The organism is Streptomyces capparidis, assembly GCF_054782095.1.
Genome location: NZ_BAAGTD010000004.1, coordinates 157,539 through 170,886 on the forward strand (window position 1 = coordinate 157,539; position 13,348 = coordinate 170,886).

Genomic DNA, 13,348 nt, shown 5'->3' on the forward strand with positions numbered 1-13,348 from the left:
GCCGCGATCACCGCGCACCGGCCGCGGACGTCCGCGGCCGCTCGTCGACGCGCGGGCCGGGACCCGCTCGGCGACCCCGCCCGGGCGCTCTTCCCCACCCGGGCCGGGGGAGGGGGCGTTCGTGCGCGAGGGTGAAACCGCGGCCGGCGACCCGTCTGCCTCCCGTGACGGCGCCTGGCCGGCTGCTGTGCTGGAGGGGCGAGAAGCTCCCGGTGAAGGAGGACGCGATGATGCGCCCGTGTTCCAGCTCCGGCGCTGCCCCCGGGTGTCGTCTCCCGGTGGGGCGGGGCCCGCGGTGAAGCCTCCCTACGTGCCGTACTGGCACCCCGGCCCGACCGAGCTGCCGCCCGGCGGCAGGAGCATCCTGGACTGGTCTCCGGAGGAGGACGCGGACGCGCCGTTCAACCGGTGCCGTGTCCCCTTGCAGTGGCGGGAGCGGACAGCGGCGCTGAAGGCGAACCCCCTGGCCCGTGCCGGCGAGGCCCGGGTGATGTCCTGCGCGGAGTTCTGGGGCACCAGCAGGAACCCGGCGCAGGGAGTGCCGGACCACCGTTACTACGCGTTCGGGCACTGGCAGTACGTGGACGTGCTGGTGTTCTGGGCCGGGTCCGCGGGCGAGGGACTGATCTGCCCGCCCAACGGGCACGTCACCGACGCCGCGCACCGCAACGGGGTCAAGGTGTACGGGAGCGTGTTCTTCCCCCAGACCGGCGACGGCGGGAAGAAGGTGTGGGTCGAGGACTTCGCCAGGAAGGAGACGACGTACCACGGTGAGGTCGTCCGCCCGGTGGCGGACAAGCTGATCGAGGTGGCCGAGTACTACGGTTTCGACGGCTGGTTCATCAACTACGAGACCCCCACGGAAGACGCGAAGCTCGACGCGGACGTTCGGGACCTGCTGGCCGACGCGCGCTCCCGCTCCTCCGTGGAGTTCACCTGGTACCAGGCCTACGAGTACGAGCTGTCCGACGGCTCCGGCGGCAATGCCCAGTACCTCCAGCACGACGGCAGGCGCGTCTGCGACTCGATCTTCATCGACTACGGCTGGGACGACGAGAAGATCACCAACTCGGTGGCCACGGCCGGGAAGATCGGCCGTGACAAGTACGACGTGCACTACGGCCTCGAACTCGTCCGGGACGCCGACCGGCGCACAAGGGCGGACCTGGTCTGCCCCGCGGGCGGGGAGCACCGCGGTTCCCTCGCCCTGTACGCCGCGCACATGGTCTCCAACCAGCCAGGGCCGGTCACGGACACCTGGCTGGAGCGCTTCCACAGCGACGAGGCCGCCTTCTGGGCCGGCCCCTGCCACGACCCGTCCCAGGGTGGATGGCCGGGCATGGCCCGGTACATCGCCGAGAGCACCCCGGTGCTGACCCTGCCGTTCGTCACGCACTTCAACGCCGGGCACGGCACGGCCTACCGCCACGCCGGGCAGACGGTCCGCGAGGGCGGCTGGGCCAACCTCTCCGCGCAGGACGTCCTGCCCACCTACCGGTGGATCACCAGAGGCCAGGGCAACTCCAGGATCAGGGCCGCGCTGTGTTTCGACGACGCCTGGGAAGGCGGCTCCTGCCTGCGGCTGACCGGTCTGCTGGGCGAGGGCCGGCCGGCGACGGTCCGGCTGTACCAGACCCGGTTCACCGCCACCTCGAGCACCATGATCACCGTCCGCGCCAAGACGCCCGACACCCCCACCTTCAGCCTGCAAGCGGTGGTCGCCCGCGACGACGCCCCCACCGAGCTCGATGCCGTCTCCCTCACCTCCACCGGCAAGGACGCCGGAGGCTGGAAGACCTACACCGCCGACCTGGGCGTCCCCGCCGACACGACCGTCGTCCAGCTCGGGCTCCGGCTCCTGTCCAGCGCGAAGAGCGACACCACCTTCGACGTGAGAATCGGCCAGCTCGCGGTCCACGACACCGCCTTCCTCCCCCCTCCGGCCCCCACCGAGCTCCGCGTCACCGACACCACCGACCTCGCACCGGACCGCAAGGCCCTGCGCCTGTCGTGGACACCCGCCCCCGCCACCAGCGCCGCGCACCACTACGCGGTCCACCGCGGCGGGACCGACCCTGGCACCTACCTCGGCGGCACACCCAACGACGTCTACTACGTCGAGCTCGACAGGAACAACGACACCACCACCACCACGATCACCGTCACCGCCGTCGGCCCCGACGGCACCCACTCCACCACCGGCGCCACCACCACCATCACCTGGTGACCCGTCCGTCCGCTCGGACCGGCAGGGCCGGCACCTCGCCCGGAGTGAATCGCGGCGCCCTTCCCGCCGCCCCGTGCGCGTGCGCGTGCGCGTGCGCCTGCCCGCGAGCGATCGCGAGGTCGCACTGTTCGACCTGCTCCTGGAGATCTTCGAGGAACGAGGTGTTGAGCGTCCTCCTGCGGTGACGGCTATCGCTCTCAGGGGATCGATCGGTCCGGGCAGGGTCGTTCGGACTCCTGCGGACGAGGGACGCCGTGGGGGCGCCCACAGGCTGCTCGCTGCGCTGTGTCGTCTCGTTCCCTCTTCTCTCCTCCCTCACCCATCAGTCCGCTCGTCACAGAGCGCGCCCCGAGAACATCACCGAACGCCACCAGGCCAGGTCATCATGGACAAGCCCACGACCGTCCGAACTGGTGCAGGATGCCGGGGGACGCGAAAGGACGGCAGACATGCGGGGGACACGCCTGGCGGCGATGGTGGCACTGGTCGGTCTCGCCGTGGCGGGCTGCGGCCCCGGGAGCGACCCGGACCCGCCAGCCACCCGATCCACCGGCCCCACCACGGCCACCGCGACCCGGACCACCCACTCCATCGACCAGCCGGCCATGGCCCTGCGGGTGACCCTGGCCCGTGACGAGCGGATCGAGGAGAGCGAAGGGCTCCCGGCGGACGCCTGCCCGGACGCCTGGGCGCATCTGATCCGGGGGGACGACACCATCGCCACGATCAAGACCTACGCCTGGACCTGCGATCCGCGGGACGAGCGGATCGGCAACGGCCGCCACGGCATCTACCGCTCCGCCGACGACATCCCCCGGATCCCCCGGCAGACCATGCGGAAGGTGCGGACCCCCCTCGGCCCCGCCTCGGTCTTCACCCAGAAGTACTACGAGTGCACCCAGTCCTGCGAGGTGTGGTCCGAGCCGGTGGCCATCGTCGACCTGGTCCACCCCACGGATGCGAACCACCCCACTCTGGTGGTCATGTCGGCCCGCGGCGTCCTCGACCAGGACGAGCTGGTGGCCCTGATCACGGAGCGGCTGAGGCCCTGAGTGCCGCCCGCCCCGGCGCCGCCCGCACCGGGTAGGTCCCGCCTCGGTGTTCCCCACCTCGTGGAGGTGATGGCTGTCTCGGCGTGCCCTGGCCCGTCCCCGCGGCGCTGCGCCCCGTCCCGCAACCGCCACAGCGCCCTCGGCATCAGCGGCTGACGCCGGCCTCCCGCGTCACGCGCGACAGCTTGTCAGGGTTGCGGACGTGATAGGCGCCGGTGACACAGCCGTCCTCGACGCGCACGGCCAGGACGCCGTCGACCTGCCCGTTGACCCGGACCAGGAGAGCCGGGCCGCCGTTGATCTGCACCGGTTCGAGCGACCTCGCGGCGCCGTGCTTCCACCAGCCGCCGGCCAGCAGGCGGGCGACCTTGTCCGCGCCCACGACGGGCCGCAGCAGGGCGTGTCGGACACCGCCGCCGTCGCTGAGGGCGACGACGTCGGGGGCGAGGATGTCGAGCAGGCTCTGCAACTCGCCTGTTTCGACCGCTCGTTGGAACGCGTGCAGCGCGGCCCGGGTCTGGGCCGGCGAGGTGGTGCCGCGCGGTCGGCGGGCAGCGACGTGTGCCCGTGCCCGATAGGCGAGCTGGCGGACCGCGGCGGGGCTCTTGCCGACGGCTTCGGCGATCTCGCCGTACGTGAGGTCGAACACCTCGCGGAGCACGAAGACCGCCCGCTCGACCGGCGTGAGTGTCTCCAGTACCAGCAGCATCGCCATCGACATGCTGTCGGCCAGCTCGACGTCCTCGGCCACGTCCGGCGCGGTCAGCAAGGGCTCGGGCAGCCACGGGCCGACGTACGCCTCCTTGCGCCGGCCGAGCGCGCGCATCCGGTCCAGCGCCTGCCGGGTGACGATCTGCACCAGGTACGCGCGTTCCTTCCGCACCGTCGCCGGATCCACGGCCATCCACCGCAGCCACGTCTCTTGCAGGACGTCCTCGGCGTCGGCGGCCGAACCGAGGATCTCGTAGGCGACGGTGAACAACAGGTTGCGGTGGGCCACGAACACCTCGGTGGCGCCGTCCGCCGCCTCCACCCGGGCGGCGCGGTCCGGCAGCCCGGGTGTGCCCGATCCCCATCTGCCGTGCTCGCTCACAACCAGCTCCCGTCTGTGCGCTTCCCCGCCATGCCCAGCCATGGCCCGTGCATGAGACGTCGGCCCCCGCCCGCCCGTAACACCAGCGAAGGGTGGCCTGCGTCACACCGCCGCGGCTGTTACGGGCGAGCGGGAGCCGACGTCTGGTGTGCGGCAGGACGCCGCGCCGTACGCACCACGCGTTCCGTGCGCCGGCGCACCAACGGGCACCCCTGAGTCTGAGAAAGGCATGGACCATGAGCAGCAGCAAGTTCGCCGTGGCGGGAGCAACCGGACGGCTGGGACGCCACGTCGTGGACGTCCTCACGGAACGGGGGCACCGGGTTGTGCCGGTGTCCCGCGCCACCGGCGTGGACGTGATCACCGGTGAGGGCCTGGCCGACGCGCTCACCGGTGTCGACGTCATCATCGACGTCGCGTCATGGCACGCCTCCGACCAGGAGGCGGCCACGGAGTTCTTCCGCACCGCCACCGGCAACCTGCACGAGGCCGGCCGGCGAGCCGGAGTCGACCGGATCGTCGCCGTCTCCATCATCGGCGCGGACAAGGCCACCGCCGGTTTCCTCGCCGCCCAGCAGGTGCACGAGGCAGCCCACCTGTCCGGCCCGCTGCCCGCTCGCATCCTGCGGGCCGCACAGTTCCACGAGTTCGTCGGTCAGCTCCTGGACTGGCAGCCCGGCGACGTCGCCCGCATCCCCGCCCTGCCCACACAACTCGTGGCCTGCCGCACCGTGGCCGAGACGCTGATCGACCTGGCCCTCGACCTCCACGCCGCGCAGCCGGGTCCCGGCGTACCGATCCCCGAGATCGCCGGACCCCGCACGGAGATCCTGTCCGAGGCGGCCGAACTCCTCGGTGCCCGCCGAGGCATCAAGGTGGTCGCGGTCGACGGCTCCGGCATACCCGATGCCGAAGCCGCGTCGGCCGGTGCGTTCCTGCCCGGCCCGCACGCCAGGCTCGCCGGCCCCACGTTCCGGGAATGGCTCGACACCCAGCCCTGACCCGGACGATCGGGCGGAACCGGCGGCCCGCAGTGCCCCGGGACCCGGCCACCCACAGCACGTCCGGCCGCCCATCCGTGACGCACAGCGACCCAGCCGAAAGAAATGGGGACTTCGATGCACGACACCTCTTCCCGGAGCGAGCCCTCCCCTGCCGGGGCGGGCACTGCGGTCATGACGGCCCGGGGGGTGAACGGACGTGGCGCCGTCACGCTGTTGCAGGTCGCGTCCGCCCTGGCCTGCCTTGGAACCCTGGTGCAGGGCCTGCTCGCCGGAATGCTGCTGAACGGCGACGTCGATTCCATCGACCCGCACGGCGTCAACGCCTACGTCTTCGAGCTCTTGGTGTTCCTCCAGGTCGCGGCAGCCGTCCTGCTGTGGCGCGGCAACCGCCGGCTGACGTGGCCGCTGAAGGCCGCCATCGGCATCCTGGCGGCCACCTTCACCCAGACCGCGCTGGGTCTGGCAAGCTCGCTCGCCGCGCACGTCGTCCTCGGCGTGGCACTGTGCGCGATGGAGACGGCGTTCGTCATGCGGGCCCTCACACTCCGCGCGGACGAACCGGCCACGCCCGCCTGAGCGCTCGGGAGGAGCCCGCGAGACGGGCCCGTGCTGTTCGAGGCATCCGTCCGTCGAACCGCGCGCGCGAGCCCTTCCCGGCGACTCCGCACGTCGCCGGGCCGCCCCGGCACGAAGCGCGGGCGGGGAGCCGGAGGCGGCCACGGGCGACACCGCGGCCGCCTCCGGCGGGACCGTCAGGCGGTGACCAGTTGTGCGCTCTTCCGGGCGACACGCAGGGCGTCGGCCCGCAGACCCTCCAGACCGTCGTACTTCTTGTCCTTCACCGGGTGGCTCACCTCGACGGGGACGCAGATCGTCACCTTGCCGGGCAGCGGGTGGCTCCGCCCGTCGGACATCACCCAGGCGACGTCTCCCGCGGTGCCGTACTCGGGGGCCTTGTTCCACGTGTGCAGCCCCTTGGGCGGCTTGTTGGCCCGCAGGAACTCGGACCCGCGGGGGACCCGGAAGTGGATCACCCAGTCCTGTGCCGGTTTGATCAGGGGACCGTCGTAGGTGACCTCGAGGCCGTAGGTGTAGATCCACCGCCCGCCCTTCGGCTCCCTCGCCAAAACCGTGCATTTGACGGCGATGGGCTTGCGGGCCCGGACCTTGGTCTTGCGTTTGTCGGTGTTGTTCTGCGGTGCCGGGTCGTAGGTGCGTTCGGAGTCGATGCGGGAGGAGAAGGGCGCCTCGGTGCCCTCCGGGGTCTTCTCGGCGATGGTCCCGGTGACCCGGACGGTCGCCCTGCCACCTCGGGGCAGTTTCAGCAGGCCGGTCACCTGGTGTTTCTGCCGGTTCAGCGTCGGTCCCGACAGGAAGTCGCCGCCGCCGGCCGTGTCCACGACGCGGACGTCGGCGTCGGTGAACTGCGGGGCGAGGTCGATGCACACCTGCGCGTCGTCCACCGCCTGGGGACCTGTGTTGCCGAAGGCGGCGGTGCAGGACAGCGGGCTGCCGGCGACGTGCTCGGGCCAGGCGTCCAGCTTGGTCCACAGGTCGGCGACCAGGGCCCGCACCGCGGTGGTGCACGTCGCCGTGTTGTTCCCGGGCTTCGGGTCCTTGACCTTCGCGGACGAGATGGAGGACTTCCCGGTGAGCTGCGTGCGGTCGGGGACGTGCTTCGGCATGGTTCCGGTGGCGCTGATGACCACGGTCGCGCCCTTGGGCAGTTCGAGCTGGGCGGTGACCTCCCGTCCCTTGAGCTGTGGTCCGGTGACGCACCGGCCGCCGCCTGTGCTGCTTTCCATCTTCGGCTTCACCCCGACCAGCTCCGCGGGCACCGCGAGGCACGCGGCGCCGTCCTTCACCGCGTTCGGGCCGTGGTTGCCGAAGGTGGCGGTGAACGTGAGTGGTTTGCCGTTGTCCACTGTCCCCGGCGCGCTCAGCGCGGTGTACAGGTCGGCCGTGCGGACCTGCACGCAGGTGCTGCGCGTGTCGGTGTTGTCGCCGGGGTTGGGGTCCTTGGTCGTCCTGGACCGCAGATCGGACGTGCCCGTCAGCCGTGTGCCGTCCGCGGTGTCCTCCGGCACGGTGCCGGTCGCCTTGACGACGACCGTGGCGCCCGCGGGCAGGTCCACCATCCCGGTGACCTTGCCGCCGCTGACCGTCGGCCCCTGGACGCAGCGTCCTCCGCCGGTGACCTTCTCCACCTTGGCGGTTACGCCGGTCAGTTCCCGGGGCGTGTCGATCCGCGCGGTTCCGTCGGTCACCGGATGGGGCCCCGCGTTGCCGAAGGTGGCGTAGTAGGTGAGTTCCCCGCCGGCGTCGACCGTCTGCTGCGCGCTCAGCTTCGTGTACAGGTCGGCGTCCAGGTACTTGACCGTTGTCCGGCGCTTGCAGACGTTGTTGTCCGGCTTGGGGTCTGCCGTCTTCTCGGAGCTGATTTTGGATTCGCCGGTCAGCACGGTGCCGTCGGCGATGCCCTGCGGCACGGTGCCGCTGACCGTGAGGGTGATCGTGGCGACCACCTTGTCCTTGGGAGCCGGCAGGTTCGCCGTCCCGGTCACCGTGTGGCCCTGCTTGTCCGGCGCCCAGGTCCCGCCGCCGGTCTGGCCCGTCAGCTCGCAGGTCACCCCGGTCAGTTCCTTGGGCACCTCGATGCGCACGGCGCCGTCCTCGACCGCGTTGGGGCCGTTGTTCCCGAAGGTGGCGGTGTAGGTGAGCCGCTTGCCGTTGGTGATGCTCTCCGGAACCCTCAGTTCCGTGTACAGGTCCGCGGGCAGCGTGACGCCGAGGTTGCGGATGTCGTAGTTGTTGGTGGCGAAGCCCGTGGACGCCGACAGGCCGAGTTTGAGCTCCGCGGGAAGAGCGTCCATGCCCATCTTCCCCGGAGAGGGCAACTGCTCGCTGATCAGGACCTTACGATCGCTGCCGTTGCCCACCGCCACGGTCACGTGCCCCTTGATGATCGAGAGGTGCACGCGTGCCGGATTCTTCTGCGAGAGGCTCAGGTCTTTCGGTAGTGCCACTCCCTTGATGTAGCAGTAGCGGTCGTACTGATGACCGGAGCCGCGGATCACCGCGTGGTCCGGCTGGCGTTCCTTTGTCCCCCCGTGCCCGGCGTGCGTCTCCAGGGAGAAGGACCCGAATTGGTCCAGGCCGATGCCGATGTATCCCTTGTTGACTCCAGGGGTCTTCGCGTCCTGGCAGGCATAGCCGAGTGCCCCTCCCGGGGCTCCGGGGCCGGTCGTGTTGCCGCCTGTTCCGTCGATCAGATAGAAGGACAACCCGTCCCCGTAGGAGCCGTCGTACTTCTCCCCGCCGTGCGCGGCGAGTTCGAATTCGACCGATATCCCCTTGTCGCTGCTGAACGGCAGGTCCAGCAGCGCAGTGCCGGCCTGGGACTTCTGCGCCTTCACCAGGCGCAGCCAGTCCTTGATTCTCACGGCGCCGGTCAGTTTCCACTTCTTGTCGATGGGGCCTTCTCCGGCGAAGCTCTCATGGAAGGGGAACACTTCTTCCTCGCTCCTTCGTCTGGGTGTTGTCCGTGGGAAAGCACGGGGCAAGGCGCCCGGCGGGCGCCGACACGTGGCGGGGCAGCACGCACCCGCCTCTGCGGAGAGAGGCTCATCGGCGCGCGCGTGCCCGACCCCCGTGCGGCGACTTCCTCGACCAGGCTGCAAGGCCCGGGACAGCACCGCCGGGCCCCGCTCCCGTACCGCACGGAACCGGAGCGATCCCCACTGCTCCGAACGGGTGAAACGGATCTCAGAGCTCGCGCGGATAGGCGGCTTGACGCTGCCCGTACCGGGATGCCGAGCAGACCGTTGGCGAGCTGAGTGTCAGAGGGCTCTGGCAAGGTGCCGGTATGTCAATTCGCTCTCCCTTGATATCCAGTCTGCCTGCGTCCTGCGGTCACATCATTGATTTCGACCTCGTCACCCTTGACGGTCGGCTGATCCTCGTCGGCAGCCCCGACAGGGACCGGCTTGCGTGCACCTGGGATCCGGCGAGCGACCGCTGGACACAGTACGAGCTCGACGTCCCGGACGAGGAATTCCCCCACACGGAGCTCACTTCGATCGGTGCCGCGGTGGTCGACGGCCGGATCGTGATCGGCGGCGGAGGTGACCACCAAGGCTTCGCCATGTGGGACCTGGAGACGGGCAAGGTACGGCTGAGCGAATGGCAGGGCAGCGTGGGCTCGGTGGTCAGGGCCGACTTCGGTGACCGTTCGAGGTTGCTCGTGGGATTCGTCGGCACGTGGGGCGTGCAGTTGTGGGACCCCTCCGTTGCCGAGCCGGAGGACTGGCATGACGACGATGGCGACGTTGACGACGGGGACGATTCGGTGACAGAGCCGGAGCAGCCCTCGCTTGACGACTCTCTCGTGGACATTGAGGAGCTGGAATGCCAGTCGGGCGCCAGTAGCGCTGCCGCGGCGGGACTGTGGGCAGGCCGGCCGGTCGTGGTGGCCGGTGGCCGGGACGGTGGCGTGCTGGTGTGGGACATCGAGGAAGAGCGGCACCTCGCCGAATTTGACGACCTGGACGAGACGCCCACCGAGTTCGCCCTGGCCTCGGTGGACGGTCGTATGCGGGTGGTCGCGGCGGGCGGGCAGAGCGTGGTGCTGGGAGATCTCGAATCCAGCGAGTGGGGCGAACCCCTCGCCGTGCCCGGGGGTGAAATCAGTTGCTTGACCGCCGGCGCCGTGCACGGTCGTCCGTTCGCCGTCACCGGGGCGAGGGACGGCACCGTCTGTGTGTGGGACCTGGCCGAGCACCGGTTGCTGGGCCAGCCGCTCCGGGGGCACAGCAGCGAGGTGTTCGGGGTGCGGGTGGCCGATCTCGACAGCCGCCCCGTGATCATAAGTAGTGCGCACTGCGACTCGGTCCACCTGTGGGAATTTCCGCTGTAGAGGCCATTCAAGAATGGCTGTGCGGTCATGGTCGGCGGTTCGGGCGTTCGTCCCAGCGGTGGGTGGTCCACGCCCGTCGGATCAGGCTGCGCACGGTGATGGAAAGGGGGCCCCGGCCGGACAGCCCGGCGACCACGCCCTGGGGCGGTCCCGCGGCGGGGTGAGGACCACGATCCATCCTGCTGCCGATCCCCGCTGCCGGCCCCTGGCATCCGCCCGGTGATCCCCGTCCCGGCGGACCAGCGACACAACTGGCTGCGACGAGGAAGCCGGGGCCCCGCGACCATCCACCTGGCCGGGCTCCACATCGCAGGCACCTTCCCCCGGTCCGCCCGATGATCCGAACGAGAGACCCCAGGCCGCCGCCGCGCCGAGTTGGGCAGTGCTCAGTGCCGACATCCACAGGGTTTCCCGGCCTCATGTGCGCTGAATCCGTTCCGCACCGAAGTGGCTGCCGTGGTGGTCAAGGCGTGGCACTCGTGAGGGTGCAGCTCTGGTGGGACAGGTCCAGCTTCGACCCTGCGGTCAGGCAGGCCGTGAGCGTGTACACCTGCTGGCCGTAGCCGCGGCCCTGCACGGAGGTCACGGCTCCGTCCGGGCCCACCTCGCAGGGGTTGTTGTCGGTGCATTGCTCGCCGGCGTCGTTGTGGGTGCTGTGGATCCCCGCGATCGTGGTTCCGTCGGGGGCCAGCAGCGCCGAACCGGACATACCGTGCTGGGCGATGCAGTCGTCACTGGTGGCGTAACGGATCGAGTTGTCCTCCTGGTAGCCGCCCTCCCGCAGGTGCGGGACCACCGCCTCGGCGGTGCAACTGAGGCGACCACCGGTGTAGGCCATGGTCAACGGGTCACCGGCGCGCACGGGGGTGGAGGTGAGCCGGAAGACTTTCGCGCCATCGGCACTCAACTGCGCGTAGGTCTTGTCCAGGCGGTAGAGCGCGATGTCGGTGCCGGTCATCGTCGCGTACACCAGCCGCTTCGTCCGGACGGTGGTCCGGGGGTAGCCCTGACGGTCGGCGATGGGTACCTCACGGTCGGCCGGCTGGTCCACCAGCGCGGCTCCGGGGGCGGGCCGCTGTCCCTCCACGCAGTGACCGTTGGTCAGCAACAACGCCGGGTCCCAAGGCCGGGAGGCCGGGCCGCTGACCACTGAGCCTACGCAGTTGCCCAGGTCCGCTGCGCCTTCCACGTTCGGGATCTTGTCATCGGGGGGCACGTCGGTGCCGCTGATGATGCCGCGGATCCAGTCCGCGTGCCTGGTGACGTCGGTGTACAGCGTCTTGCCGCTTTCGTCGGGGCCGCTGACCACACCGGCCACCGCCCACCGGCCGTTCTCCCGGACCAGCGCAGGCCCACCGGAGTCGTAGTTCGACGCGGCGACGCTGCCGTCACTACTACCGATGCACAACTCTCCGTCGGCGGCCGACGGACACGTCGAGGCCGGCTGCACCACGGTGTCGGCCTCCCGCAGTCGCTTGGGGGAACACGCCGGACTCGCGGAGTCGTCACAGGTCACGCCCCAGCCCATGATGCGGACGGGCGTGTTGTCCGCCGGCGTGGTCGAGGCGATCCGTACCGGCTTGGCCCTGACCGGGGTTCGCAGGTGCATCAACGCCATGTCGCGGCCCCAGAATCCCCCCTCATCTCGGCTGGTCGCCAGCCGGTAGTAGTGGTCGACCTCGGCGACCTCGCCTCCGGACGTGGTGTCCAGTGACCCGACCCGGACCTTCCAGCCCTTCGGGACACCCACCTTCGCGCCGGTCGGGTTACGGCCGGCGCAGTGGCTGGCGGTCAGTACCCATTGCGGTGCGAGGACCTCCACCCCACAACCGTGTCCGTCCGGACGCGGCGGCGCGGGGTAGGAGGGCTGGAACGATCCCATGAACGAGTAGGCGTGGGTTGACTCGGTGCCACCAAGAACGGCCTGCGCCGGTGAGGCGGCCATCAGGGTCGCGGTCATCGCGGCCCCCGCCGTCAGGGCGGCGCCCGCCCTTGGGCTGATCCACTTGCGCATGAGTGACTCCCCTTCGTACGCCGCCGAAGCAGCGCTCCGGCGGGTTGTCCGCGGGAACGGCACCCGGCCGTCCCGTCCGGCGTCGATCCTGGACCCGGCGGTCCTCCGGCTGGTCTCGCCCGCGTATCAGGCGTGTCAGGGCAGCCGCTCAGTTCTGTATCACCCTGGGAAGTCCAGTGCCGCCGCACTTCTCGCCAGGCGGAAGGCGGCGTCATGCGCTGCCCCGGGCGGGGAGCGACCACCGCCGGTCGCCACTTCGGCCTACCTCTGATCGTTGTTCTCCCTACTCTTGCCGTGGCGAGTCGTTGCATCGTGAGTGACAAGCAGGGCAGGTGAGGCAGAGGTGTCCGAGCCGGTGAACGTTCTCCTCGTCGAGGACGACACAGTCATCCGCAGGGCCGTGGGGCTCGTGCTGGAACGCTACGGATACACGGTGACATCCGCGGAGGACGGGCTGGCGGGGCTGGACGGCTTCCGCGCCGGCGGACACGACCTGCTGCTCCTGGACGTGATGTTGCCGGGCCTTGACGGCATCGGACTGTGCCGACGGGTGCGGGAGACCAGCCTGGTGCCGATTCTCATGATGTCCGCGCGCGGCGACTCGATCGACGTGGTCGGCGGCCTGGAGGCAGGCGCGGACGACTACGTCGTCAAACCCGTCGAGCCCTCCGTCCTGGTGGCGCGGATACGCGCGCTGCTGCGCAGAGCCACCTTCACCCGCGTCGAGTCAACCGCCGAGCCGATCGTCGACGGCCACCCGGTGCTCACCTTCGGAGACCTGACACTCGACACGGAAGGGCTGGAGGCGCGGGTGGCCGGCGAGCCCGTGGTCCTCACGCCGACCGAGCTGCGGCTGTTGCTGGAGTTCGCCGCCCGCCCGGGGGTGGTACTGGAGCGACAGACGCTGCTGCGCAATGTGTGGGACTACGGCTGGGACGGCGACAGCAGGGTCGTGGACCTGTGCGTGCAGCGGCTGCGAAGAAAGATCGGTGCCGAGCGGATCGAGACGGTCCGCGGCTTCGGCTACAAGCTGGTGCGCTGAC

General features: G+C 70.4%; 9 protein-coding genes. 6 read left to right on the forward strand and 3 right to left on the reverse strand.

From position 1 onward, the window contains the following. The first annotated feature begins 295 nt into the window (after positions 1 to 295). Both ACYVO2_RS05465 and ACYVO2_RS05470 read left to right on the forward strand, forming a co-directional pair. A complete protein-coding gene (locus tag ACYVO2_RS05465) occupies positions 296 to 2,227 on the forward strand; it encodes an endo-beta-N-acetylglucosaminidase (protein ID WP_461006435.1) in 1,932 nt (643 codons plus the stop codon). Positions 2,228 to 2,676: 449 nt separating this feature from the next. After that, positions 2,677 to 3,279 carry a hypothetical protein gene (locus tag ACYVO2_RS05470; RefSeq protein WP_461006436.1) on the forward strand — a complete coding sequence of 201 codons (603 nt, stop codon included), beginning with the start codon at positions 2,677 to 2,679 and terminating at the stop codon, positions 3,277 to 3,279. A gap of 145 nt (positions 3,280 to 3,424) precedes the next feature. On the opposite strand, the gene ACYVO2_RS05475 is transcribed toward ACYVO2_RS05470, so the two are convergent. Further along, positions 3,425 to 4,372 carry an RNA polymerase sigma-70 factor gene (locus ACYVO2_RS05475; protein WP_461006437.1) on the reverse strand — a complete coding sequence of 316 codons (948 nt, stop codon included), beginning with the start codon at positions 4,370 to 4,372 and terminating at the stop codon, positions 3,425 to 3,427. 236 nt (positions 4,373 to 4,608) lie between these two features. Between ACYVO2_RS05475 and ACYVO2_RS05480 the strand changes: the two genes are divergently transcribed. Both ACYVO2_RS05480 and ACYVO2_RS05485 read left to right on the forward strand, forming a co-directional pair. Then, the gene (locus ACYVO2_RS05480; protein WP_461006438.1) at positions 4,609 to 5,373 is read left to right on the forward strand and encodes an SDR family oxidoreductase; all 765 of its coding nucleotides are present in this window, start codon (positions 4,609 to 4,611) and stop codon (positions 5,371 to 5,373) included. 189 nt (positions 5,374 to 5,562) lie between these two features. Further along, positions 5,563 to 5,952: a hypothetical protein gene (locus ACYVO2_RS05485; protein ID WP_461006439.1), complete on the forward strand. Its 390-nt coding sequence runs from the start codon at positions 5,563 to 5,565 to the stop codon at positions 5,950 to 5,952. Between the two features lie 176 nt (positions 5,953 to 6,128). Here ACYVO2_RS05485 and ACYVO2_RS05490 read toward each other — a convergent pair whose 3' ends face one another. After that, positions 6,129 to 8,888, reverse strand: a complete 2,760-nt coding sequence (locus ACYVO2_RS05490) for a hypothetical protein (protein WP_461006440.1) — start codon at positions 8,886 to 8,888, stop codon at positions 6,129 to 6,131. Between the two features lie 353 nt (positions 8,889 to 9,241). Between ACYVO2_RS05490 and ACYVO2_RS05495 the strand changes: the two genes are divergently transcribed. Then, positions 9,242 to 10,291, forward strand: coding sequence for a WD40 repeat domain-containing protein (locus tag ACYVO2_RS05495; RefSeq protein WP_461006441.1), 1,050 nt, complete (start codon positions 9,242 to 9,244; stop codon positions 10,289 to 10,291). A gap of 463 nt (positions 10,292 to 10,754) precedes the next feature. On the opposite strand, the gene ACYVO2_RS05500 is transcribed toward ACYVO2_RS05495, so the two are convergent. Next, entirely contained in the window at positions 10,755 to 12,305 is a 1,551-nt protein-coding gene (locus ACYVO2_RS05500) for a trypsin-like serine protease (protein WP_461006442.1), read from the reverse strand. 355 nt (positions 12,306 to 12,660) lie between these two features. Here ACYVO2_RS05500 and cseB point away from each other — a divergent pair, with 355 nt between their 5' ends. Continuing rightward, the gene (cseB, locus tag ACYVO2_RS05505; RefSeq protein ID WP_461006443.1) at positions 12,661 to 13,347 is read left to right on the forward strand and encodes a two-component system response regulator CseB; all 687 of its coding nucleotides are present in this window, start codon (positions 12,661 to 12,663) and stop codon (positions 13,345 to 13,347) included. Position 13,348: the final 1 nt, after the last annotated feature.

Excerpts from the sequence above, each read along its gene's own strand:
- ACYVO2_RS05470 (WP_461006436.1), top strand. The coding sequence starts at position 2,677 with ATGCGGGGGACACGCCTGGCGGCGATGGTGGCACTGGTCGGTCTCGCC.
- ACYVO2_RS05480 (WP_461006438.1), top strand. The coding sequence starts at position 4,609 with ATGAGCAGCAGCAAGTTCGCCGTGGCGGGAGCAACCGGACGGCTGGGA.
- ACYVO2_RS05495 (WP_461006441.1), top strand. The coding sequence starts at position 9,242 with ATGTCAATTCGCTCTCCCTTGATATCCAGTCTGCCTGCGTCCTGCGGT.
- ACYVO2_RS05500 (WP_461006442.1), bottom strand. The coding sequence starts at position 12,305 with ATGCGCAAGTGGATCAGCCCAAGGGCGGGCGCCGCCCTGACGGCGGGG.